The sequence below is a fragment of the Hymenobacter sp. BT559 genome (assembly GCF_016427535.1).
Lineage (GTDB): Bacteria > Bacteroidota > Bacteroidia > Cytophagales > Hymenobacteraceae > Hymenobacter.
On record NZ_JAELXV010000002.1, the window covers coordinates 376,446 to 398,175 of the forward strand.

The following is a 21,730-nucleotide window of genomic DNA, read 5'->3' on the forward strand; positions in this document are numbered from 1 at the left end:
GTCAGCCTAGGGCTTTTATTTAGTTCTAGCTTTTGCTACTTCGAAGAGCATGATGCCAGCAGCCACGCCCACGTTGAGGCTCTGAATTTGGCCGCTCATGGGGATGCGCAGGCGCTGGTCGCAGAGACGCAGCAAGTCGGGCGAGATACCGTCTTCCTCCGAGCCCATAACCACGGCGATGGGGCCGCTGAGGCTGGTCGGCTCGGTATGGCCTAGGTCGGCGTCGGCCTTTTCGGTACAGGCTACTACCGTGAGGCCGCTATTTTTCAGGAATTCGATGGTGCGGTGCAGGTCGGGCTCGCGGCACACGGGCAGCAGGTTGAGGGCGCCAGCCGAGGTTTTGACGGCGTCGCCGTTGATTTGGGCAGCGCCGCGGGCGGGCACTACCAGGGCCTGCACCCCTAAGCACTCGGCGGTGCGGGCAATGGCGCCGAAGTTGCGCACGTCAGTTACGCGGTCGAGCAATAGTAAGAAAGGCTCTTTGCCTTCTTCAAAAAGGCCCGCCAGCAGCGTATCGAGCGGGGCAAAGTCGATGGGCGACACGTAGGCCACCGCGCCTTGGTGGTTTTTGCGGGTCATGCCCTCCAGCTTCTCCAGCGGCACCATCGACACGGGCACGTTGGCCGCCCGCGCCAGGTCCGAGATGTCCTGGGTCATGCTGTTCTTGGTGCCGCGCAGCAAGAAAATCTTGTCTAGCGTGCGCCCCGCATTCAGCGCCTCCAAAATGGGGCGCAAGCCAAACAGCATGTCGATGCTGCGGTCGGCGGCGGGCCGGGTATTGTGCTGCTTGTAAAAGGGCGCGTCGCCGCGCTCGCCGGCGGGCCTGCTGCGCTGCACCTGGCGGCCCTGCTCGTCGTAAAATGGGCGGTTGGGCCGGGCGCGGTTACCCCCTGCCTCGTTGCCACCAGCGCGGCGGTCGGGGCGGGGCGCATCGCGGTTTTCGCGGCGCTCGGGGCGGCTGTCGCCGGCGCCTTCGCGGAAGCGGCGCGGCACATAATCGTCTTCGAATCCGCCGTTTACCGGGCGGTCAGTGTCTTTCTCCATCGTTCTACGGCGGCATACCAGAGCGTTTGATACTCGGGGCGGCGCACCAGTTCGTAGTTATCAGGCGCTAAGGTACTAGGGCGCGGGCGGAAGGTGAAGCTTGTGGGGCGGCCGGTGCGGTCGAGGGCATCATAAATCCAGCGCTCATCGCCGCTATCTAGGCGCTGCACGCTAGTGGGTGCCCCCAGCACTACGTAGAGCAAGCCCCGGTCGGTGAGCCAGCCGGCCTTATGTCCCGTAAATAATTCATTAGCAATAGTCACTAAGCCATAGTAGCGCCGAATGTAGTCGCGGCCGAGCGTCTGGTCGCCCCCGGCCGAAGCCAGCCAAAAGCGGTCGACTGCGCGCTTGGGGTCGGCGGCTTGGCGTAGTTGCTGGCGCTCGGCGGCGGTAGTCAGGTACAGCAGCGGGTCGATAAGCTCGGGCGCGGTACGCTGGCCCGGAAAATCTGAAGGCACTACTAGCAGCGGCACCGTGCGCACGGGCTCGCCGCCTGTGCCGCCCACCCGCAGCGCATACAATCCCTGCTGCGGCAAGCGAAGCAGGTTGCTGGCGGGCAGCGCCGCGGCCGACGAATCGAGTACCCCTAGGGTGCGCGGCGTGGCGGGCTGGCGGCGCGGGTCGGCAAAGGGTGGGGGAGCGGCCGTGCTCGAGGCTGCATAGCGCCGCCACCGCACGGGCTGACCTAGGCCAAAGCTCGCAACGGCCACGGCCTCACCACTGCGCACATAGGGGCGCGTGAGCACCAGACCCATCGAGTCGAGCAGCACAAACGGCCGCGCCAGGCGCTCGGGCGTAAGGCGCATCCACGCCGTAGTGGCGGGATTTTGGGCAAGTGCCGGCTGGTCTAGGGAGGCTTGCAGCACGGCTCCAGCCGGCGCCTGCGCTAGCGGCAGTGCCGCTGTAAGCACCAGCACCGCGCTGGCAGGGTCGGCGCCTGGGTACAGGCGCAGGCGCTGCGTGCCTTGCCACAGAGGCTGCCGGGCCTCGTAGCTGGCCCACACCGTGAGGCGCAACACCGGAAGCGCTTGCCCAGCGGGGCGGTTGAGCAGCAGCCGCAGGCTATCGGCCTCGCGACGGGTTTCGACTAGCAGCCGGTTGGCTACGGGCTGGTATAAGCTTGCAAAATCGAGGCGCGGCTCCGGCGTTTGGGCTGCTGCCCACCGGCTGCCTAGCAGGCTAAGTAGCACAAAAACCGCCGCGCGGTTGTTAAACTTGAACCTTAATCGGCCGTAGGTATGGCCTAGTCTTTTCTTCCCATCCATGAGCTTCTGGATTTCACTGCTGCTGTTTTTCTTACTTGTACGCTACATCTTGCCCGTGGTACTACGGGCAGCGCTTGGCGGCTTTGTGCGGCAGCAGGTGCATAAGGCGCAGCAGGGGGGCTTCTACACTTCCAACGGCGGGTTTGAGGCGCCGCGCCAGCCCACTACCGAGCCCGGCCAGGTGCGCGTCGACTACGTGCCGCCCCAAGCGGCCGGCAGCGAGCGCAAGCACGAGTTTCGGGGTGGCGAGTACGTAGACTACGAAGAGGTAAAATAGCCACCTAGGGCTTAGCAGGTGGCGGTAGCGCTGGCACTATCACCGTTGGCTGCGTAGGCAACTGGTTGAGCGCTTGGCGGCGCTCTGAATAAGGAGCACCGTAATTAACTTCAAAATCGGCTACTGCTTTAGGGTCAAGTGCTCCGTCTTTGAGCAGCCGTGCACTATAGATGATGCGGGCGAGCTTCGTGGGTGATAAAACGTGAAAGTTTTCGCTGGGCTTCGGTGTTTCTACCACCTTGCGAGAATCAGTAAAAACAAATTGTAGGTAGCTTGCCCACCCGGCGGGGTCTTGCAGTGTAAGCGGCCGCACGATGAAGAGGCGCTGCTTTTGAGGCGAGCTGACGTAGTATTCGTACGCTTCGCCCTGCTCTAGATACGCGTAGGGCTCCCCGTCCACAGTGATGAGGTCTTTCTTAATGGCGATTTTCTGGGCGTTGGCGCTTAGCGCGGCTGCGGCAAGCAAAAGCGTGGCGAGCGTGGTTTTCATGGGTGGGAAGAGTTAGAAGACGGGAATGCCTTGCCAGGCCAAACTCTGTGCCACAAGCCTGCTGCAGGAGGTACCGCGTCTTTGTTTCCTAGGCTACTTAGGCTGGGTTATTTAACCCAAAGAGCAAGCCCAGAAACTAAGTAGACTTGGCGGACGCTGCCGCTAGGCCTACTTAGTTTCTGGGCTTGAGCTTAACACAGCGTGCGTAGGTGGTAGCTTTATTTGGCAGTCGCCTAGGGTAGCTACGCTATTGCTCCGCACTTCGAGCGCTGCTAGAATTATTGCACGATATTGACGACAACTTTGACCTGTTTGCCACTTGGCAGCTTGGGCACTACTATAGTGTAGTCTACATCAACTGGGCTCAGCGTGGGGCTATCGCTCACGTTCACCGTATGCACGTAGTTGCCTTGGCAATCCAGTGCTACTTGCTGCGAGCGCAGAAAGGCGCCCCCAGAGCGGGGAACGCGGCCCGCCAATAAGGTAGACGTGGTAAAATCTACCGTGGGCGCGGTGCTACTATTACACTGAACAGCCGCGGCCAGCTCGTCAGGCGAATCAATGATGTAGCTCTTAGACTGGCCTCGCTGAGCCGTGAGCGAGCAGCCGGTGGGCAGCGTATAGGCCTGAGTAGCTACGGCGGTAGTGGCTTCATTGCAGGGCTGTACCTCACTGTCTTGCTTATCGCAACTGAAGCTCATGGTTAGTAGCGCGATGCTGGCGGAGGCAAGTAGGGGTAGAATTTTCACTATGTGGGCAGCTAAGGGAGGAAAGAGTGAGCTGCGCGGGCAGCTTACTAGGTGAGCTGCTAGGCTGCTAAATGGTTGCATAACTATACTGCTTACTTTGTTCTTTTCTTAGCAGGCCTGCGGGAAGTTGCCAGTCTACCGCGGCAAATACACCGTTTTGCCTTCCTTCACCGATTGCTTGGCTGCGTCTAGTATCTCGACCACGAGCATATTGGTGGCCAATGACGACAGTACGTCCTCGGGGGCGGTGCCACGCACCACGGCCGCTAAGTAGGAAAACGGTTCGTCGTAGGGTGCGGGCGGTGCGGGCACAGTTTGGTCTTGGGGCGCGTCTTTTTCGGTGCGCCGCACGCGCACGTGGTCGCGGTCGAGGGCGATGACCGAGCCAGTCTGGCCATACACTTCGAGGTCTTTGCGCGAGTAAGGCCAGTTCCACGATGCCTGAATGACGCCTTGGGCCTTGGCATAATTGACCAGAATGGTCACGTCGTCTTCCACCTTGGGGTACACGTTGGGCTTGATGTGCAAAGCGTTGGCCGTCACCGACAGTGGGCGCTCGCCGTGCATGAGCCACGTCATGAGGTCAGCGCCATAGCAGCCAAAGTCGATTATCGCGCCGCCACCGTTCTGCACCGGGTCGGTGAGCCAATCCAGAAATTCTTTATTGACATTGATTTCTTTGGGGCCCTGGTGGCCATCGTGTGCCACCATGCGCCGGATGCCACCTAGGGCCTTGTCTTGCACTAGTTGGTAAGCCTGACGGTTAGAGCCGTACCAGGTGGTTTCGTAGTTGGTAAGCAAGTGGATGTGATGCTTTTGGGCCAGCGCCGCCATCTGGCGGGCGTGGTCCATGCTCACGGCCAGCGGCTTTTCCACCATCACGTGGACGCCTTTGGGCGCGCAGGCCTGCACCACCCCTAGGTGCTCGTAGATAGAGCCAAACGCCGTGACCGCCTGGGGCTTGGTTTTGATAAGCATCTCGGGCAGTGAGTTATACACGAGGTCCATGCTTAGGCCGTACTGCTTGGTGAGGCGCTGCGCAAGCTCGCGGTTGGGCTCGGCAATGCCCACAATCACGATATCGCCGCGCTTGGCGCGGCCCAGTATACCGTGCACATGGGCGTGCGTGAGGCCAGCCACGCCCACGCGTAGGGGTGGCGGCGTTTGGGCGGCGGCCGAGTGGCCCCAAATAGTCAGTAGCAGCGCAAGCGCGACAAGGAGTAACCTAGGCATAGGGGTGGGCAAAAAGGAGTGAGTTGGCAAGATACCGGGGCCAAACTGGCTGGGTTGCCAGGTTAGGCCAAGGTCTAATAATTTTCGTGCTAGTTGCCTGGCTACTACTTTTAAAGCCGCGTCTTGCTAGTGCGCTGCTTACTTTTCCCACCCATGAACATCCTCAGTAAAACGCTGGTGCTGGCCGCTTGCGCGGCGACCACGCTGCTCGCCACGTCCTCCCGCCCCCGGCCGCAGGCCCCGAAAGCCGACGCCTGGCAAAACCTATTCGACGGTAAAACGCTCAAGGGCTGGAAGCGCCTCGCCGGCACGGCCGACTATAAAGTCGAGAACGGCGCCATCGTGGGCACCACCGTCGCCAACTCGGGCAATACCTTCCTGGTCACTGAGAAGGAGTACGGCGACTACGTGCTGGAGCTGGATATCAAAATTGATAGCCCCGAAAGCAATTCAGGCGTGCAGACGCGCAGCCACTTCGACTCGCCCGAGCAGCGGGGTAAGGTATACGGCCGGCAGGTCGAGATAGATCCCTCGCCGCGGAGCTGGTCGGGCGGCATCTACGACGAGGCCCGCCGCCAGTGGCTCTACCCCCTCGACCTACACCCGCAGGCTAAAACGGCTTTTAAAGTAGGTGAGTACAACCACATCAAAGTGGAGTGCCTAGGTAACGAAATGAAGACCTGGGTCAACAACGTGCCCGTGGCCTATGTAGTAGACCCCATCGACCCTAAGGGCTTTATCGGCTTGCAGGTGCACGCCGTGAATGAGGCCGCGCACGCCGGCCACAAGGTATATTTTAAGAATATTCGCATCAAGACCACCGACCTCAAGCCCAGTGCTTTTCCGGCCGATATCTACGTGGTCAACTTCGTGCCCAATTACCTGAGCGATTACGAGAAGCAGCACGGGTGGAAGCTGCTCTTTGACGGCAAAACCAGCCAGGGCTGGCGCAGCGCCAAGGGCACGGCCTTCCCCGCCCAGGGCTGGCAGGTGACGGATGGTACCATGACCGTGCTTCCCTCCGAAGGTAAAGAAGCGGCCAACGGCGGCGACATTGTGACCAACGCTGAGTACCGCGCCTTCGACTTGTCGTTTGAGTTTAAGCTGACGCCGGGCGCCAACAGCGGCCTGAAATACTTCGTGACGCTGGCCGAGAAAACGGATATGTCAGCCATAGGCCTCGAATATCAGGTGCTCGACGATGCCCTGCACCCCGACGCCAAGCTCGGCCGCGATGGCAACCGCACGCTGGCCTCGCTCTACGACCTGATAAAAGCCGAAAAGCCCCCGCGCTTTGTGCACCCCATCGGCGAGTGGAACGTGGGCCGCGTGGTAGTGTACCCCAACAACCACGTGGAGCACTACCTCAACGGCACCAAAGTACTCGAATATGAGCGCGGCTCACCTGCTTTCCGCGAGCTAGTGGCCCAAAGCAAGTATAAGGTGTGGCCCAATTTCGGCGAAGCACCTACTGGCCACCTACTGCTGCAAGACCACGGCAACCGCGTGTCATTCCGCAGCATCAAGCTGAAAGAACTGAAGTAGCGTGGATTTTCAGTCCGCGAGTCAACAGCTTACTACACAACATATACGCGGACTAAAAGTCCGCGCTACATCCTTTTCCCCACCCAAATCAGGCCATGTCGCAGCCTCGTCGTCTTTTTCTTCAGCAAATGGCCCTAGGTGGCGCCGCCGCCCTGTTGCCGCGCGTTACGTGGTCGGCCAGTAGCTACAAGCGCATCATCGGGGCCAATGACCGGGTACGCGTGGGCGTGGTCGGGTTTTCGGACCGCCACCGCAATACGCACATGCCGTGCTTCTTAAATCATTATAAGGAGCTGAATTTTGACATTGTTGGGGTATCCGACATCTGGAGCAAGCGCCGCGAGGAAGGCGCTGCCATGTGGAAAGAAAAACTAGGCCACTCGGTGGCGGCTTACCGCAACAACGATGAGCTATACGCCAGCAAAAGCGTGGATGCCGTGTTCATCGGCACCGCCGATTTTCAGCACGCGCTGCACGCCATTGAGGCCGTGCAGGCCGGCTGCGACGCCTACGTCGAGAAGCCGTTTGCCGAGACGATGGCCGACAACCGCGCCGCGCTCAAGGCTGTGAAAGCATCGAAGCAAATCATCCAAATTGGCTCGCAGCGCCGCAGCGGGTCCAATTATATGGCCGCTGAGCAGTTCATCAAGTCGGGCAAATTTGGTCCCATCACGATGGTGGAGCTGACCTGGAACGTGAACCAGCCCGGCCGCTGGCGCCGCCCCGACTTGGTGGCCCAGCTGCGCGAGGCCGACGTGGACTGGAAGCGCTACCTCATGAACCGCCCCGCCGAAGCCTACGACCCACGCAAGTATCTAGAATATCGTTTGTTCTGGCCGTATTCTTCGGGCCTACCGGGCCAGTGGATGAGCCACCAGATTGATACCGTGCACTGGTTTACGGGCCTGCCGCACCCACGCAGCGTGGTAGCCAACGGCGGCATTTACATGTGGAAGGACGGCCGCCGCAACTGGGATACCCTCACGGCGGTGTTCGACTACGGCCCCGCCAACGACCTAGGGTCGGGTTTTCAGGTCACGTTTGGCTCGCGCATGCACAACGGCGACGAGCGCCCCGCCGAAATCTATTACTCCAACGGCGGTGAGCTGAACTTGATTACCAACCGCGTATCGCCCACCGGCGGCCTCACCAAGCAGTCGGCCGACGCCATGCACATGCAGGCCAACTTGCTACCTGAGTTCAGCCTGGCCCAAACGGCCGCCGTGGCTGCCTCGGCCAATACCGGTGGCGATGTGCTCACCTCCAACCATGTCCGCAACTGGATGGAGTGCATACGCAGCCGCCAACAACCCCACGCCCCTGTGGAGGCCGGCTATAGCCACTCTATCGCCAACATCATGACCACCGCCGCCGCCCACACGGGCCTCAAGGCTACGTTTGACGAGAAAACGCAAGAGGTGATGGTGGGCGGTAAAGTTTTTAAGTACTAGACCTACTTTCGAAGGAGGAAAAAGCAAAAGAGGTCTTGCTGCACTGCGCGGCAAGACCTCTTTTGCTTTTTCCACAGGGCTATTAAATACCGAGCCCTAGGCGGATGCCCGAGCCCACATTCTGGCCGCGTTGCAGCGAGGTGAAAAAGTCGATGCGCCCGAGCTTGAAGATGTGCTCGATGCCCGCGCCGAGTTCGAAATAAGGACCCGACTGCGACGTTTGTAGGTAGTTGAGCGACAAAACCTCCTGCCACTTTAAGGATTTTAACAACGGGATTTTGTTGAAAATAAAGCCGTTGAAATGGTGATTAAAGTGCCCCTCGAAGTAGCTCGACCGGGTGCTGTACTGGTAGTAATCGAGCAGCTGAAACTGGCTGAAATTACCCGTGAGGATAGTGCGATTGCCTGAGAAGTGGCGGTAGTCGGCAAATGTCATATTGGCCTGGCTGCCCACAAAGCCACCTAGGACGGCCTCGTAGGCTGAGGTGCCAAATAGGCCCAACTGAATGGTCTGGCGCACTGAGCCTTGCAGCAGCGTGTAACGCACATTGGCTCCTAGCACGCCGCCCACGCCCTGCCGCAGTTGCGCGTTGAAGAGCGGATATTTCGACCCTAGGTTGTACTTGCCATCGGGGCGGGTGATGTAGGTGGTGCCCGGCCGGTAGCTCACGCTTAAGCTGAGCGTGGCGGCCTTGCTGCGGCCGAAGCCGGTGCCATCGGGCGGCTCTTCGGCCAAAGGCTGATTGCTGGTGAAGGCGCGGCCTTCCACGTCGTGCCAGAGGTAGGTGCTGGTATTGAATAGCTCGCGGCGGTCGAAAAAACTGGCCGCGCCGCGCACCGTGAGGCCGTTGACGGGCTCCCAGAGGTAGCTGAGCTCGGCGCCATCGCGGCGGTAGAGCTTGGCGTAATTGCGGTTGGCCAGCAGCGAGTACACCGAGTTGATAAAGGGCGTGAGCTGCGAGTTGCGGTCGAAATTCTCGATAGTGCGGCCTGCAATAAGGCCCACCTGGCGCAGCTTCACCGGGTCGAGCTGCCAGTTGATGGTGAGGCTGGGTTGCAGCTGGTGGTTGCTGAAGCCGTAGCGCAGGGTCGGCGTCAGGGTTAAGAAGCGGCGGTCGTCGGTGCGGCGGGTGTAGGTGGCCTCGGCGTTCAGTACGTAGCCTTCTACCGTGTTGTATTGCAGCTCATTAAAGATAGGCTGCACTGTCAGGCTGCGCTTCTTAAAGGTATTGCGGTAGGTATAGCCGCTAAGCAGTAGCTTGGCCGGCGTGAACTCGTTGCGCTTGCGGTCGAGCGAATCTTGGTAAGGTCGCGAGTTGCGAATTACCTCCGAACTATCCTTTTTATGGTAGTCGAGCTTCTCTTCCTCCGTCAGTGGTACCGGCCGTATCTGGCTCCAGTACGAGCTATCGCGCTCGTTCACTCCTTTTTCCACCAGCATCACCTCGCCCGACTTCATCTGGGCAAACGGGTCGTTGCGAATCGAGTCGCGGCGCGCCTGCTTCACCTGGCGGCGTACCTGCTTGTTCAGGCCCGACAGGTCGGGCTTCTGGCGCTTGATTTGGCGCGTCAGCTCCTTCGTCGTGACCGGTGCTACTACGGGCGGCGCGGCCGGCTGGGCTGGGGCGGCTGCGATAGCTGGCGCTTTCTTCACCTCGGGCGGGGCGGGGTAGGTTGCTACGACGTGGTTGTAGTTCGAGAAAACCGCCGTGGCATAGCCCGAGCCTTTAAAGCCAAAAGCTGAAAACGTGACGCTTAGCTTCTGCGATTGCAGCGACCACACGTGCGGCACGCCCGGCGCTGGCGCAAACAATTGCTCGATGCGCAGGTCGTCGACATAGTCAAGCTGGGCGTCTTTGTTCAAGCGCAAATCGACGGAGTGAATGCGCCACGAGCCGTCCACGATGTAGATGAAGCCGTTGAATACCGGGTCGGTGCGGCGGCGCGGAATGAGCTTAATCTTATGCACCAGCTCACCACCCTGCTGCGAGGTGCCCACCAACTCATATTGGTAAAACAAAAATGAATTGCCAGCGATGGGTGACACGAAGCCCCGCTGCGAAAAGCTAGGCTTCAGTACGTTGTCATAAAAATTGAGCCCGCCCTGCGCCCGGTTGAAGCTGATGCCACGCGAGTCGCCGCTCACCCGGCTTGAAATCATGCGCTCCTTAATGACATTGGGCTGCGCAAAGCGGATATCCGACAAGCTTTCTGACAAATACAGAATGCCCGGCTTGATGTCGGGGCCCATTTTGAACAGGCCAAATACCTTGCTAGGTGTCTCGCTGAGCCGAATCAAGCTCTTGATATACAGGCGCGCCTGGAAGGTGGCCACCTCGCGCTGGTGGTAGCTGCGCCACTGCTGCGCCTGCTGAATAATGGCGTAGGCCGGGTCGCGGTCGGAGCCGCGCACCGCCACTTCGGCGAGGTTGTACGACTCTTGCGTCAGCGCAACGTTGAGCACCACAGTGGAGTCGCCGGCTGGCACGCGCACGGTTTCGGTGCGGGGGCGGTAGCCTACGTATTGAAAGACAAGCTGGTAATTGCCCACCTCGAGCCGCAGTTGGTACTGGCCCTGGTCATTGGAGCCGGTGCTGGTGGCTGAGCCGCGCACCGATACGTTGGCAAACGCCAGGCCCTCGCCGCCCGCCCCACTCACCTTACCTTTAATAACGCCCGCCTGGGCAAAAACTGGGCCTAGGAGCAAGGCCACCAGCAGCCAGTGAGCCTGATAACGAAGAAAAATCTGCATAGAAGACGTAATCGGGCACGCAAGAGCCAGCAAGATAGGCGCAGCTTATAGATAGCCAATTGGGCCAGTAGAGTTGCAGGATGTCATACAAACAGACAAGACGCGTTAGGCAGCCGTTTCCTTTTTTTCTTCTTGCCGCGAAGTATACCAGGCATTGAGCCCCACGCCCACCAGCAGCAGCGCAATGCCCGGATAGACACTGAACTTGACCTTATCACCAAACACGAAGTAGCCAAGCGCCGTGGCATAAATCAACCCTAGGTAGTCGAGGGCCGCCACAAAATTGGCCTGCTGCTTTTGGAAAGCGTGCGTGACGCACCACAGCGCCACGTGCGTGAATACGCCGGCCATTAGCAGCCACGCCCATTCTATGCCGTGCGGCATCTTCAGGTCAAACAGCATCCAGACGGCTGAGATGGCCAGCGGCACCACGTTGAAGTAAAAGACTGGCACCAGCGGGGCAATCTTATCGCCGGCCCGGCGCAGAAATACGCTACTTACGCCCGACGAAACCGCCGACCCCACGCCCAGCAGCACGCCCGCCGACAGTAGCCCTGCCGTGCCCTTGGCCACCACCACGCCGCCCACAGCCATGGCATAAAAAAGCCACTGCCAAGGCTTGAGCGGCTCGCCGATAAGCCAGATGGCGGCCACAGCCGTGACCACCGGCGCCAGGTAGCTGAGCGTGGCGGCGGCACCTAGGGGCAGCGCCTTGAGCGCCAGAAACCCTAGGATAATCGACCCTGCCCCAAATACGCCGCGTCCCATTAAGTTGAAGCGGGCCTCAGGCGGGCCCAGTATGGGGGTATGGGTGCGGTGCAGTTGCCACACGGTGAGAACGAGCGAGATGAGACAGCGGGCGAAGATTATTTCAGCGGTCGGTAGGTCTGTCAGCTTCTTCACGGCCACGTTGACCAATGCCAGCAACGCCGTGGAGGCCAGCATATAAAAAATTCCGGGCGAAAAGCGCATAGGACACAAAGACGGGAGTAGCCCCCGCGCAGTGGCACATTTGGCCCCCGCCGGCCGTTATAAAGTTGAATAACCTGCGGCTCGCTTCCTACAACGGCCCCGGCCCCGCTTCGTTTCCGTACTTCGCAGCGGCTCTTTGCCTTTCCTATGTTTAAGAATCCCGACAAAGCTCCCAAAGGCTACACGCCCGCCGAGGCCCTGCCCAAGATAGCGGCCTACTGCGCTTACCAGGAGCGCACCCAAAAAGAGGTAGCCGACAAGCTTAAAAGCTACGGCCTCGACGAAGACGAAGCTGGCGAAATCATCATCCGCCTAGGTCGCGAAAAGCTACTCGATGAAGAGCGCTACGCCCAGGCCTACGCCCGCGGTAAACACCGCACCAACGGCTGGGGGCGCCGCCGCATTAAGCTAGAAATGAAGGCTAAAGGCTTGAGCGAGTACTGCATCAAGAGCGGCCTAAAGGAGCTTGACGGCGACGAATACTACGATAAGCTGAAGCAGCTGCTAGGCCAGCGCGACGCCCGCGAAAAGGAAAGCAACCCACAAAAGCGCAAGATGAAACTCATGGCGTACCTCACGCAAAAAGGCTACGAATCGGACCTGATTCAGGAAGCCTTGGGCGAGTTGGCGGCCGAAGGTTAGCGTGGGTGCGCTCAGAGATTGCGGGTCGGCAAGCAGCTAAGGCAACCTAGGGCTGTCAAATACGTTAGTACTAATTATACTAGCAGTAATCTTCTGAGACTATGAAAATTTCCGTTGAAAAGGGCGAAGAAAAAGGCTTCTTGCCCGATGGCCGCCACACCGTCACCATTACCAGTATTGAAGAAGGCACGAGTGAGCACCAGAACGTGCCATTCTTCGCAGCCCGCATGGAAAGTGAGGATGGCTTCGTGACGCAGCGCTTCTATAATTCGCCCGCTGGCCATCCCATCATTCTGTCGCTGTACTCGGCCGTTGGCATCAAGCCGCAGGATGGCAAAGACTTAGACACGAAAGAGCTGATAGGCAAGCACCTGTCGGTGGAGGTGAGCGACCATACTTACACCGACCCTGCCAGCGGCAACGAGCGCAGCATTCGCCAAGCCACCGGCTTCCGGGCCGCGTAAGGCAGTATGCAGCAAAAGAAAAGGCAGCCCTAGGTAGGGCTGCCTTTTCTTTTGCTGCATACTGCCTGTTACATCTTGCGGGCCGGCGTAGGCACCACCAGCCGCTGACCAATGATGACGCGCCGCCCCGTCAGGGTCCGCAGCATGGGTACAAGTATCTGCTCGGCATTGCGCTGGGTTTCGGCCAAAATGCCCGATTGCAGCGCCGAGCGTCGCACCTGGGCTTCGGCGTAGCGGTAGGCCTCATCGACCAGCGCAGCATCTTGAAAAAAGCCGTTTTCGGTGCTGAAAACCCGGCTCTGGTTGTGGTTGACTTGAAACGAGCACAGCTCGGGCGCGGGCAGCAGCACTCGCACTACCGAGTCGCCCTCGAAAGTCACGTCCTGGGGTTTGATTTTGCGCAAGTCGAGGCAACCCACGGCCTCGCCACCTACGATGAGGGCAGCCTTGGCATCGGGCAGAAAGGGATACTTCGATGACTTTTTGTACTCTACCACGTCCTTAAAGCGGTAACGTACCAGCTCCAAATTCCCTAGGGCCTCAACTTGGGTTAGCACCGTGTTGTGCGTCACGGTTACTTGCGGCTCGCGGGTGGCCAGCGGGTTGAGGTCCGTGAGCGTCGAGCCAATTTTGCGCCACAAAAAGACACCTAGGGCAACTAGCAAAACCAACGGAAACAGACGACGAAGCAAGCGAGCAAGTGGCATAGGCTTCTAAATACGGCCCCCAGCGCCCGCCGTTCGGATAAGCCCAGCCTTCGCATGCATAAGTAGGCGCTACTGCCCAAACCCCGCCCACGCTTGCAGGCCGCCCGTGTGCACGGCCACCACCGTGCTGCCGGGTGCAAAATGCCCGCGCTCAATCAAACTCAAAACGCCAGCTAACATTTTGCTCGTGTAAATAGGGTCGAGTGGCACCGCAAAGTCTGCTTCGAAACCCTGAATGAAGGCACGTAGCTCGGGCGGCAGCTTGGCATAGCCACCAAAGTGATAATCAAGGTGCAACTCGTAGTTAACCAATGGCTGGCCAGTAACAGGCCGTGTCAGGTCGTCGATTTCGTTGCGGAGAAAACCTGCGCCTTTCAAAGCTGCTATTCCCAGCGCACGGGCGGGATAATTGGCTTCAGCCAGACCTAGGGCTAGGCCCGCTAGCGTGCCCCCTGTGCCGGCTGCTACGGCCACGGCGTCGAAGTCGGTGTGCTGGCGTAGCTCGCCGATGAGCTCGGCCACCCCGCGCAGGGCTAGGGCATTGGTGCCACCTTCGGGTATTAGGTAGGCTGGGCCAAACCGCTGCTGAATTTCAGCTAAAAACTCTGGCTCGGAGCGCTGCCGGTAGGTGGTGCGGTCGAGGTAGCGCAGCTGCATTCCATCTGCCACACAGCGGGATAGGGTGGGGTTGAGCGGCGTGTGTTCCTCACCCCGCACGAGGCCGATGGTGTCAAAGCCGTGCAGCCGGCCTGCCGCGGCCACGGCGGCTAGGTGGTTGGAATACGCACCGCCGAACGTGAGCAGGCGGGTGTGGCCTTGTGCCCGCGCCGCCGCCAAATTGTACTTGAGCTTGCGGGCTTTGTTGCCGGGTAAGTCGGGGTTCAGCAGGTCGTCGCGCCAGAGCAGCAGGCGCACGCCGTGGCTAATAGCAACGGGGTGCGGGATGAGTTGCAAAAGCTGGGCTGGCATTATTGCTTAAACTAAAACTGTCATCCTGAGCTTGCAAAAGACCTTATTCTACCTAGACAATTCTAGGGTGGAAAGGTCCTTCGCAAGCTCAGGATGACAGACGGTAGAAATACGTGAGACTACTTAAGCTAGCGGTTCCTTGCGGCGCCTAGTGCCAAACACACCGGCTGCCACCACGGCCAACAGCACCCCTAGGCTCGAAACCAGCGATACGGTGTTGCCGATTTTATATTCCTTGGGCTCGAATACAAACTTGATTTCGTGCGAGCCGGCTGGCACCTGCATAGCGCGCAGCACGAAGTCGGCGCGGAAGTGCGGCACCTCTTTGCCATCGAGGAAAGCCTGCCAGCCGTCGGCGTAGTAGATTTCGGAGAACACGACCGTGCTGGGCTGGGCCGCCGTGTAGCGATAGGTGAGGGCATCGGGCGCATAGTCGGTGAGGGCGATGGTGCCCGACGAGTCGGCGTAGGTGGTCGGCTTCACACTCGGAAACTTGGTGGCGTCGAACACAGCCACGTGCTTGGTGTCGAGGCTGGTGAGGGCAGCCATCTCCTCGTCGGGGTTCTGCACGGCGCGCAGCTCACGCACAAACCAAGCGTTGCCGTTGGCGCTGGGGTTGCGCTGCACCTGCTCGGCCTGGCCCTGCTGCTGGCCCGGAATGATGACGTAGCGCGTGTTCAGCATGTTGAGCACGCCGGTATTGTTGGTCGAAATCTGGCGCTCAATCAAATCCTGGTAGCGGCGCAGCTTGGCGCCGTGGTAGCCCCCGATGCTCTTGTGGAAGTACGAGGTGCGGGCCTCGTTGAAGGGGTTGCCCACGTTGAGGACACGGTAGCTCAGGTCTTTATCCTGGAGAATCTGCTGGTCGGCGGCCGAGGGCTGGAAGCTCTCCACGATGGTTTCGGTCTGGTAGTTTTTCTCGCCTAGGTAGCGTTTGTCCACTGTCCAGAGGTCGAGCAGCACCAGCGCCACCACTAAGCCCGCGGCCACGGTTGCCTGAATTTTACCTTTCAAATAGAAGTAAAGAGCACCTAGGGTGAGGCCCACGAAGAGCAGCCCGCGCCATACATCTGAGCGCAGCAAGTTGGCGCGGTCGGCGCGCAGGGCACTCAGCAGCTGCGGCGTAAAGCCGGCCTGCGTGAGGTTGGCATCCTGCGGCGAGGCAAAATCGAAGCTGAAGCTCACCAGCCACGTCAGCAGCAGAAAGCCCGCCGTGATGGCACCAGCGTAGAGCAATTGGCGGGTGCGGTGTTGGTTGTCGGCCGAATCGACCACTACCGTAGGCGTACCAGCTGCCGCGCGGGCCGCCTTGGCTAGCGCCGGGTGTAGCGGCTCGGTGGGCGCGGGGGCAGCACCTAGGGGAGCAGCATCCTCGCGAGGACGCAGGATGCGCGAAAGCGCCAGTGCCGCCAGCAGCGGCATGGCGAGCTGCGCGATAACCAAGCCCATGCTCACGGCGCGGAAGCTGCGGTAGCCTGGCAGGTAGTCAAATATCAGGTTGTTAATCGTTTCAAAGTTTTTGCCCCAGGCCAGCACAAATGAAATCAGCGTGCCCGCCAGCAGCCAGTAGCGCGTGCGCTTATCTACCACAAACAGGCCCAGCACAAATAGAAAGCACACCACCACGCCCACGTACACGGGGCCGGCCACGTAGCTCTGGTCGCCCCAGTAGGTGGGCATGCTGGCGAGCGCATCGGAGCCGGCGCCCATCGTGTTGAGCTCGCGGGCCATGTTCGAATCGGTGCTTAAGGGCATGGCGCTGCTGCCGCCGTAGAAGTTGGGCACGAGCAGCGTCATGGTTTCGCCGATGCCGTAGCTGTAGGCAAAGGCGTAGTCGCGGTCTTGCTGCTTGGCGCTGGGCGCGGCGGGCTGGCCGGGCGCGGGCGGCAGGGCCTTTAGCTCCGAAGGCGAGCGGTTGCTGTACTTGCTGTATTCGTAAGTAGTATATAAGCGACCAAAGCTGACGCCAATGGCCAGCGCCGCGCCCACGCCCAGCAGTACGGCCCGCCCTAGGTAGTCGCCCAGGCGGCCGGCCCGCACAGCGGCTACCAGTTCAATAATGCCATAAATGACGACTAGCAGCCCTAGGTAGTAGGTAATCTGTGGGTGGTTGGCGCGTACGTTTAGCGTGAGGCCCAGCGTGAACAGCGCCGCGCCCAGCCACTTGTTGCGGCGCAAGGCCAGTATCAGTCCGCCCAACACCAGTGGCGCGTAGGCCAGGGCCCACGACTTAGTATTGTGCCCAGCTGCCAGGATGGCGAGGTTGTAGCTCGAAAACCCCAGTGCTACCGCCCCAGCCACTGCTACCAGCGGGCGCACGCCCAGGGCCACCAGCAGCACATAGCCGCAGAGCAAAGCCACAAAGAGGTTGCTCACCACAGCGGGCAGGCCCAGGGCCACGGCCTTCTGCACGTACACAAACAAGTCGCCGGGGAAGTGTACCGAAATCAGGTATGTGGGCATTCCGCTAAACATGGAGTTGGTCCATAGCGGCTCGTGGCCGTGTTCGGCAGCCCACTGCTGGGTCTCGTGCGCCCCACCCTGAAACTGGGTGATGTCGTGCTGCGCCAGCGTTTGGTGGTTGAACACGATGGGCGCGAAGTAGGCCACGGCCAGCACCACAAAAAACAACACGGCCAGCACGTGCGGCCAAGCCCGCTGCCACAGCGGCGCGGGCGTAGAAGAATACGAAGGAGAAACGGCCATCGGGCGGCTTTTAGCAATTGGGCAATTGGAGCCCGAAGGTAGCGCCGGGGCGGGGAAGCACAGAAGATGCTCGAGTATCTGATAGTGCTGGCGCGAGTTTAGCGCCGCGTAACTCGTGCCTGGCTATGGCGTGGAGACTACGCCTCCACTGCGGCTTTAGCCACAAACCGCATTTGCTCGGCGCCGACTACTACCTAGGTGCTCTTTCAACCGTGTTTGCCGCTTGCACGGCAGTGGAGGCACAGCCTCCACGCCATAGCCAGGCGCGAGTTACGCGGCGCTAAACTCGCGCTAGTGTTGCTATACAAATCAGCTGATACTAAGAGTTTTCCACATTCGTCGGTTACCAAATTTGTTGATAACTAGCTTAGGGAGACAATAAGACCTTATTAATCAGAACTAAAGTGATTGACGCTGTGATACGAATAGAATCAACCGTGCTCTTGGTTTATCAGGCATGAATCTACCTTCGGCGCAACGTACGGTACACACCCCGCCAACACGGTCGCCTATAAACGGCGAACCCCCGGTTGGTAGGACAACCGAGGGTTCAAGAAGTGGGTGATGCAACACCCCCATCTTAATCAATGAAAAGGGAACGTGCGCTACAGCTACTATAAGTAGTCAGCAAAGCAATTTTGCTAGGCCTTGTGAGTGGAGCAGCAAAAGCCATTGGCTTCGTGCTATTCACCCACTTACTTGGGTAACTGAAATAAGGGGCTGAGCCAGGTGCTTGGCCCCTTATTCTGTTGGTAACAAATGTAGTAGGCGAACGTGAAAACGAGGCTAGTAGTTTAGCTCCTGCAGTCTAGGGGCCTACTTCAGCAGCACCTCGGCCAGCACCGGAAAGTGGTCAGAAGGGTAGTGCCCGCGCATCGAGTCGGTAAGCACTGCGTAGCTGAGCACGGTGCTGCCCTTGCTTACAAAAATGTAGTCGATGCGGTCTTCGAGCGGCGCATTGAGTTTGAAGCCCTGGAAAGTACCAACCGGACCATAAGCGGGGCGCTGGGTAAGCTCGCGGGCGTCGCCAAGCTGTGCTTGCAAGGTTTTGACCTGCTCAGTGTCGGGCGTCGAGTTGAGGTCGCCCACGCACACCACGGGCGCATTTTTAGCGATTTCCTTGATTTTCTGCACCATCAAGTGGCCTGACTGGCGGCGGGCTTCCACGCCCTCGTGGTCGAAATGCACGCTGAAGAAGTAGAACACCTGCCTAGTTTGTAAGTCCTTAAACTGCGCCCAGGTGCAGATACGGTTACAGCAGGTGGCGTCCCAGCCCTTGCCGGGGCGGTCGGGCGTCTGGCTCAGCCAGAAATCGCCGGTTTGGAGCAATTGCAAGCGGGCTTTTTTGTAAAAGATAGCTGAGTGCTCGCCGGCCTCCTTGCCATCGTCGCGCCCGCGGCCCACAAAGGCATATTCTGGTAGTTCGGCCACGCCCTTGAGCTGCTCGCGAAAGCCTTCCTGGGTGCCAAAAACGTCGAAATCGTGGTAGCGCACCAGGTTCTTTACCATTTCTTTACGATTGGGCCAGGCATCGGCCCCGTCGCCCGCATTGTTCATGCGTAGGTTGTAGGTGGCAATGCGCAGCGGCGCGGGGGCCTTGCCAGCGGCTACTTGGGCGAAACATAGGCAGCTGAGCAGTAAGCAGATTATCAGACGCATAAGGTAGAGTTTGTTGCGTGAACTGCTTGTGAGAGCAGTTCACTATTTCGGGGCAAGTTATGGCCAGCCCGCCCAAGCGGCCCTAGGTCGGCCCCAGGCGCCGTGCTCGTACCAAGCGGGCGCCCGACCTTTGCAGCCGTTATGCCTATCCGCTTTTCCGACCTGCCCGCGCTGCTTGGCGGCACCCTGCTGCTAGCCCCTGCTACTGACGCTGCCATTGCCACGCTGCTACTCGATAGCCGCCGCGTGGGCCTCACCGAAGGCGCACTGTTTTTTGCGCTGCGCGGGCCCCGCCACGATGGTCACCACCACTTGGCCGCACTCTACGCTAAGGGCGTGCGGCTGTTTGTGGTGAGCCATGCGCCGGCCAGCCTAAGTCCCTTCGAAGGGGCAGGGTTCATTCTGGTGGCCGATACGCTGGCGGCATTGCAGGCGCTGGCTGCGCAGCACCGGGCAGCGTTTGAGCAGCCCGTTTGGGCCATCACGGGCTCTAATGGCAAGACCATTGTGAAGGAGTGGCTGGCCCAGCTGCTGGCGCCCGACGAGGACATTTGCCGCTCGCCCAAAAGCTACAACTCGCAAGTGGGCGTGCCGCTGAGCGTGTGGGAGCTAGCCCCCAGCCGGCACACCCTAGGTATCTTTGAAGCTGGTATTTCGGAGCGCGGCGAGATGGCGCAGCTGGCCCGCATCATACGGCCTACGCACGGCATTTTTACCACCCTAGGCACGGCCCACGACGCGGGCTTTGCCTCCGAAGATGAGAAGCTGACGGAGAAGCTACAGCTGTTTGAACAGCCCGGCTTCGAGCTGCTCGTGTACAGCGCCGACCAGCCGGCCGTGCACGCCGCCGTGCAGGCCCGCGCCCTGCCTGCCCTGGCCTGGACGCGCCACGAGGTGCCCGGTGCGGCGCTGCGCTTCCGCCTGAAGCCCACTACCGCCGGCACCACCACCGTGCGGGTGCGTTTGGGCGAAACGTCTGCCACGGCCCATTTTCCGGCCGAGCACTTGGCCTCGCGAGCCGCCGCGCGCTTCACCCTGCCGTTTGCCGACGAGCCCTCCGTTGAGAATGCACTGCACTGCCTGGCTGTGCTGCTGTGGCGGCAGCTCGCTCCCGCCACGACGCTCGCCCCGGCCGAAATTCAGCGCCGGCTGCTGCGCCTGCAGCCCGTAGCTATGCGCCTCGAAATGAAGCAAGGCCGCCACGGCTGCTACCTGCTCGACGATACCTATAACAACGACCTAGCCGGCCTCGCCCTCGCCCTCGACGCTCTGAGCCGGCAGGCCCGGCCCGGCGGCCGCACGCTCATTCTCAGCGACGTGCTCGAATCAGGCCTCAGCGGCCCCGCCCTCTATGCTCGCGTGCTGGCCCTGGTGCGGGCCCACGGCGTCAAGCGCCTCATCGGAGTAGGGGAGCAGATACAACAATTAGCAGATATCAATGAGCAATTAATAGGTAAATCAGCTTCTAAAGAAGAGTGTATAGATAAATTGCCAGTTGTTGATGCAAGTCAGGCGACACCGCAGGTAACTGCTCATTGCTCACTGCTCATTGAAAATTTTCCTTCTACTGAGGCGCTGCTGGCTGACTTGCGCCCCACTGACTTTCAAAACGAAACCATCCTTATAAAGGGGGCGCGGCGGTTTGGGTTTGAGCGCGTGGTGGCCGCCTTGCAGCAACTGCAACACGGTACGGTGCTCGAAGTGAACCTAGACGCGCTGACCCACAACTTGCAGTACTACCGCCAGCGGCTGGCCCCACGTACTAAGCTTATGGTGATGGTAAAGGCCTTTGCCTACGGCAGTGGCTCGTATGAGGTGGCCAGCCTGCTCCAGTTTCAGCGGGCCGACTACCTAGCCGTGGCTTACCCCGACGAGGGCCAGCAGCTGCGCGAAAATGGTATCAGCCTACCCATCATGGTCTTGAACCCCGGTCCTGACAGTTTTGAGCAGCTGCGCCGCTACCGCCTGGAGCCCGAAATCTACTCCCTAGAGCGCCTGCACGACTACTTGCAAGCAGCCCGAGAAGCTACGACAGGCACTGCTCCGCTGCCGCCGCTGCATCTCAAACTCGATACCGGCATGCGCCGCCTAGGCTTCGACGAAAATGACTTACCCGCGCTGCTCGACCAGCTGGCCGCGCACCGCGCCCAGTTGCCTGTGGCCAGCATCATGACGCACCTAGCCGCCGCCGACGACCCCGCGCACGACGACTTTACCCGGCAGCAGCTCAGCACGTTCCAGCGCATGGCTGCCGCCATCGAGGCCGTGCTGGGTCGTGCAGTGCTAAAGCACGCGCTTAACTCGGCCGGCATCCGGCGCTTTCCCGAAGCGCAGTTCGACATGGTGCGCCTAGGTGTCGGCCTTTATGGCGTAGAAGCCGGCGACGAAACTAGTCATAACCTGTTGCCCGTGAGCACGCTGCGTACTACCGTGTCGCAGGTCAAGACGCTGCCCGCCGATACTACCGTAGGCTACGGCCGCCGCGGTGCGGCCACGGCCCACGAACGCCGCCTGGCCACCCTAGCTATTGGCTATGCCGATGGCTACGACCGGCGCTTTAGCGCTGGGGCGGGGCTAGTGCTGCTGCACGGTCGCCGGGCGTCTGTGGTAGGCTCGGTGTGCATGGATATGGTGATGGTCGATGTCACCGACATCCCCGAAACGCAACCCGGCGACGTGGCCGTGCTCTTTGGCGAGGGCTTGACTATCAACGAGCTGGCGGGGCGAATCGGCACCATTCCTTACGAGTTGCTCACTAATGTTAGCGAGCGTGTGAAGCGCGTTTTTGTAAGCGAATAGGCAGTT

17 protein-coding genes are annotated in these 21,730 nt (G+C 60.1%); 6 read left to right on the forward strand and 11 right to left on the reverse strand.

Going from position 1 to position 21,730, the window contains the following annotated elements; all coding sequences use genetic code 11:
• Positions 1-15 precede the first annotated feature (15 nt).
• Positions 16-1,044, reverse strand: coding sequence for a 23S rRNA (guanosine(2251)-2'-O)-methyltransferase RlmB (gene rlmB, locus JAO77_RS08200; RefSeq protein WP_198989851.1), 1,029 nt, complete (start codon positions 1,042-1,044; stop codon positions 16-18).
• Positions 1,017-2,234 carry a GWxTD domain-containing protein gene (locus JAO77_RS24515; RefSeq protein WP_198989852.1) on the reverse strand — a complete coding sequence of 406 codons (1,218 nt, stop codon included), beginning with the start codon at positions 2,232-2,234 and terminating at the stop codon, positions 1,017-1,019. The genes rlmB and JAO77_RS24515 overlap by 28 nt, the downstream gene beginning before the upstream one ends.
• Before the next feature lie 73 nt (positions 2,235-2,307).
• Here JAO77_RS24515 and JAO77_RS08210 point away from each other — a divergent pair, with 73 nt between their 5' ends.
• Positions 2,308-2,586: a DUF4834 family protein gene (locus tag JAO77_RS08210; protein WP_198989853.1), complete on the forward strand. Its 279-nt coding sequence runs from the start codon at positions 2,308-2,310 to the stop codon at positions 2,584-2,586.
• A 4-nt stretch (positions 2,587-2,590) separates the two neighbouring features.
• On the opposite strand, the gene JAO77_RS08215 is transcribed toward JAO77_RS08210, so the two are convergent.
• The 3 genes from JAO77_RS08215 to JAO77_RS08225 form a co-directional block, all read right to left on the reverse strand.
• A complete protein-coding gene (locus tag JAO77_RS08215; protein WP_198989854.1) occupies positions 2,591-3,076 on the reverse strand; it encodes a hypothetical protein in 486 nt (161 codons plus the stop codon).
• 278 nt (positions 3,077-3,354) lie between these two features.
• On the reverse strand, positions 3,355-3,825 hold the full coding sequence (locus tag JAO77_RS08220; protein WP_198989855.1) for a hypothetical protein: 471 nt from the start codon (positions 3,823-3,825) through the stop codon (positions 3,355-3,357).
• A gap of 135 nt (positions 3,826-3,960) precedes the next feature.
• A complete protein-coding gene (locus JAO77_RS08225) occupies positions 3,961-5,058 on the reverse strand; it encodes a Gfo/Idh/MocA family protein (protein WP_198989856.1) in 1,098 nt (365 codons plus the stop codon).
• Between the two features lie 153 nt (positions 5,059-5,211).
• On the opposite strand from JAO77_RS08225, the gene JAO77_RS08230 reads away from it, so the two are divergent.
• Positions 5,212-6,603: a 3-keto-disaccharide hydrolase gene (locus JAO77_RS08230; RefSeq protein ID WP_198989857.1), complete on the forward strand. Its 1,392-nt coding sequence runs from the start codon at positions 5,212-5,214 to the stop codon at positions 6,601-6,603.
• 95 nt (positions 6,604-6,698) lie between these two features.
• Positions 6,699-8,054 (forward strand): Gfo/Idh/MocA family protein, encoded by a 1,356-nt coding sequence (locus tag JAO77_RS08235; RefSeq protein ID WP_198989858.1) that lies wholly within the window; start codon positions 6,699-6,701, stop codon positions 8,052-8,054.
• 82 nt (positions 8,055-8,136) lie between these two features.
• Here JAO77_RS08235 and JAO77_RS08240 read toward each other — a convergent pair whose 3' ends face one another.
• Positions 8,137-10,806, reverse strand: coding sequence for a DUF5686 and carboxypeptidase regulatory-like domain-containing protein (locus JAO77_RS08240; RefSeq protein ID WP_198989859.1), 2,670 nt, complete (start codon positions 10,804-10,806; stop codon positions 8,137-8,139).
• Between the two features lie 105 nt (positions 10,807-10,911).
• Entirely contained in the window at positions 10,912-11,778 is an 867-nt protein-coding gene (locus tag JAO77_RS08245; protein ID WP_198989860.1) for a DMT family transporter, read from the reverse strand.
• Between the two features lie 147 nt (positions 11,779-11,925).
• On the opposite strand from JAO77_RS08245, the gene JAO77_RS08250 reads away from it, so the two are divergent.
• Positions 11,926-12,420 carry a regulatory protein RecX gene (locus tag JAO77_RS08250; RefSeq protein WP_198989861.1) on the forward strand — a complete coding sequence of 165 codons (495 nt, stop codon included), beginning with the start codon at positions 11,926-11,928 and terminating at the stop codon, positions 12,418-12,420.
• A gap of 101 nt (positions 12,421-12,521) precedes the next feature.
• Positions 12,522-12,884, forward strand: coding sequence for a hypothetical protein (locus tag JAO77_RS08255; RefSeq protein WP_198989862.1), 363 nt, complete (start codon positions 12,522-12,524; stop codon positions 12,882-12,884).
• A gap of 68 nt (positions 12,885-12,952) precedes the next feature.
• Here the strand turns inward: JAO77_RS08255 and JAO77_RS08260 are convergent, their stop codons facing one another.
• The 4 genes from JAO77_RS08260 to JAO77_RS08275 all read right to left on the reverse strand — a co-directional run bounded on the left by JAO77_RS08260 (position 12,953) and on the right by JAO77_RS08275 (position 18,925).
• Positions 12,953-13,591: a DUF4230 domain-containing protein gene (locus JAO77_RS08260; RefSeq protein ID WP_198989863.1), complete on the reverse strand. Its 639-nt coding sequence runs from the start codon at positions 13,589-13,591 to the stop codon at positions 12,953-12,955.
• 69 nt (positions 13,592-13,660) lie between these two features.
• Positions 13,661-14,560 (reverse strand): 1-aminocyclopropane-1-carboxylate deaminase/D-cysteine desulfhydrase, encoded by a 900-nt coding sequence (locus JAO77_RS08265; protein WP_198989864.1) that lies wholly within the window; start codon positions 14,558-14,560, stop codon positions 13,661-13,663.
• Between the two features lie 123 nt (positions 14,561-14,683).
• Positions 14,684-17,266: a YfhO family protein gene (locus JAO77_RS08270; RefSeq protein WP_198989865.1), complete on the reverse strand. Its 2,583-nt coding sequence runs from the start codon at positions 17,264-17,266 to the stop codon at positions 14,684-14,686.
• A gap of 816 nt (positions 17,267-18,082) precedes the next feature.
• On the reverse strand, positions 18,083-18,925 hold the full coding sequence (locus JAO77_RS08275) for an endonuclease/exonuclease/phosphatase family protein (protein ID WP_198989866.1): 843 nt from the start codon (positions 18,923-18,925) through the stop codon (positions 18,083-18,085).
• Positions 18,926-19,066: 141 nt separating this feature from the next.
• On the opposite strand from JAO77_RS08275, the gene JAO77_RS08280 reads away from it, so the two are divergent.
• Positions 19,067-21,724 carry a bifunctional UDP-N-acetylmuramoyl-tripeptide:D-alanyl-D-alanine ligase/alanine racemase gene (locus tag JAO77_RS08280; RefSeq protein ID WP_198989867.1) on the forward strand — a complete coding sequence of 886 codons (2,658 nt, stop codon included), beginning with the start codon at positions 19,067-19,069 and terminating at the stop codon, positions 21,722-21,724.
• Positions 21,725-21,730: the final 6 nt, after the last annotated feature.

Bases quoted from the DNA above. Each gene is read 5' to 3' on its own strand.
- JAO77_RS08215 (WP_198989854.1), bottom strand. From the start codon at position 3,076: ATGAAAACCACGCTCGCCACGCTTTTGCTTGCCGCAGCCGCGCTAAGC.
- JAO77_RS08240 (WP_198989859.1), bottom strand. From the start codon at position 10,806: ATGCAGATTTTTCTTCGTTATCAGGCTCACTGGCTGCTGGTGGCCTTG.
- JAO77_RS08235 (WP_198989858.1), top strand. From the start codon at position 6,699: ATGTCGCAGCCTCGTCGTCTTTTTCTTCAGCAAATGGCCCTAGGTGGC.
- JAO77_RS08260 (WP_198989863.1), bottom strand. From the start codon at position 13,591: ATGCCACTTGCTCGCTTGCTTCGTCGTCTGTTTCCGTTGGTTTTGCTA.
- JAO77_RS08280 (WP_198989867.1), top strand. From the start codon at position 19,067: ATGCCTATCCGCTTTTCCGACCTGCCCGCGCTGCTTGGCGGCACCCTG.
- JAO77_RS08255 (WP_198989862.1), top strand. From the start codon at position 12,522: ATGAAAATTTCCGTTGAAAAGGGCGAAGAAAAAGGCTTCTTGCCCGAT.
- JAO77_RS08270 (WP_198989865.1), bottom strand. From the start codon at position 17,266: ATGGCCGTTTCTCCTTCGTATTCTTCTACGCCCGCGCCGCTGTGGCAG.
- JAO77_RS08275 (WP_198989866.1), bottom strand. From the start codon at position 18,925: ATGCGTCTGATAATCTGCTTACTGCTCAGCTGCCTATGTTTCGCCCAA.
- rlmB (WP_198989851.1), bottom strand. From the start codon at position 1,044: ATGGAGAAAGACACTGACCGCCCGGTAAACGGCGGATTCGAAGACGAT.
- JAO77_RS08225 (WP_198989856.1), bottom strand. From the start codon at position 5,058: ATGCCTAGGTTACTCCTTGTCGCGCTTGCGCTGCTACTGACTATTTGG.
- JAO77_RS08265 (WP_198989864.1), bottom strand. From the start codon at position 14,560: ATGCCAGCCCAGCTTTTGCAACTCATCCCGCACCCCGTTGCTATTAGC.
- JAO77_RS08250 (WP_198989861.1), top strand. From the start codon at position 11,926: ATGTTTAAGAATCCCGACAAAGCTCCCAAAGGCTACACGCCCGCCGAG.
- JAO77_RS08245 (WP_198989860.1), bottom strand. From the start codon at position 11,778: ATGCGCTTTTCGCCCGGAATTTTTTATATGCTGGCCTCCACGGCGTTG.
- JAO77_RS08210 (WP_198989853.1), top strand. From the start codon at position 2,308: ATGAGCTTCTGGATTTCACTGCTGCTGTTTTTCTTACTTGTACGCTAC.
- JAO77_RS08230 (WP_198989857.1), top strand. From the start codon at position 5,212: ATGAACATCCTCAGTAAAACGCTGGTGCTGGCCGCTTGCGCGGCGACC.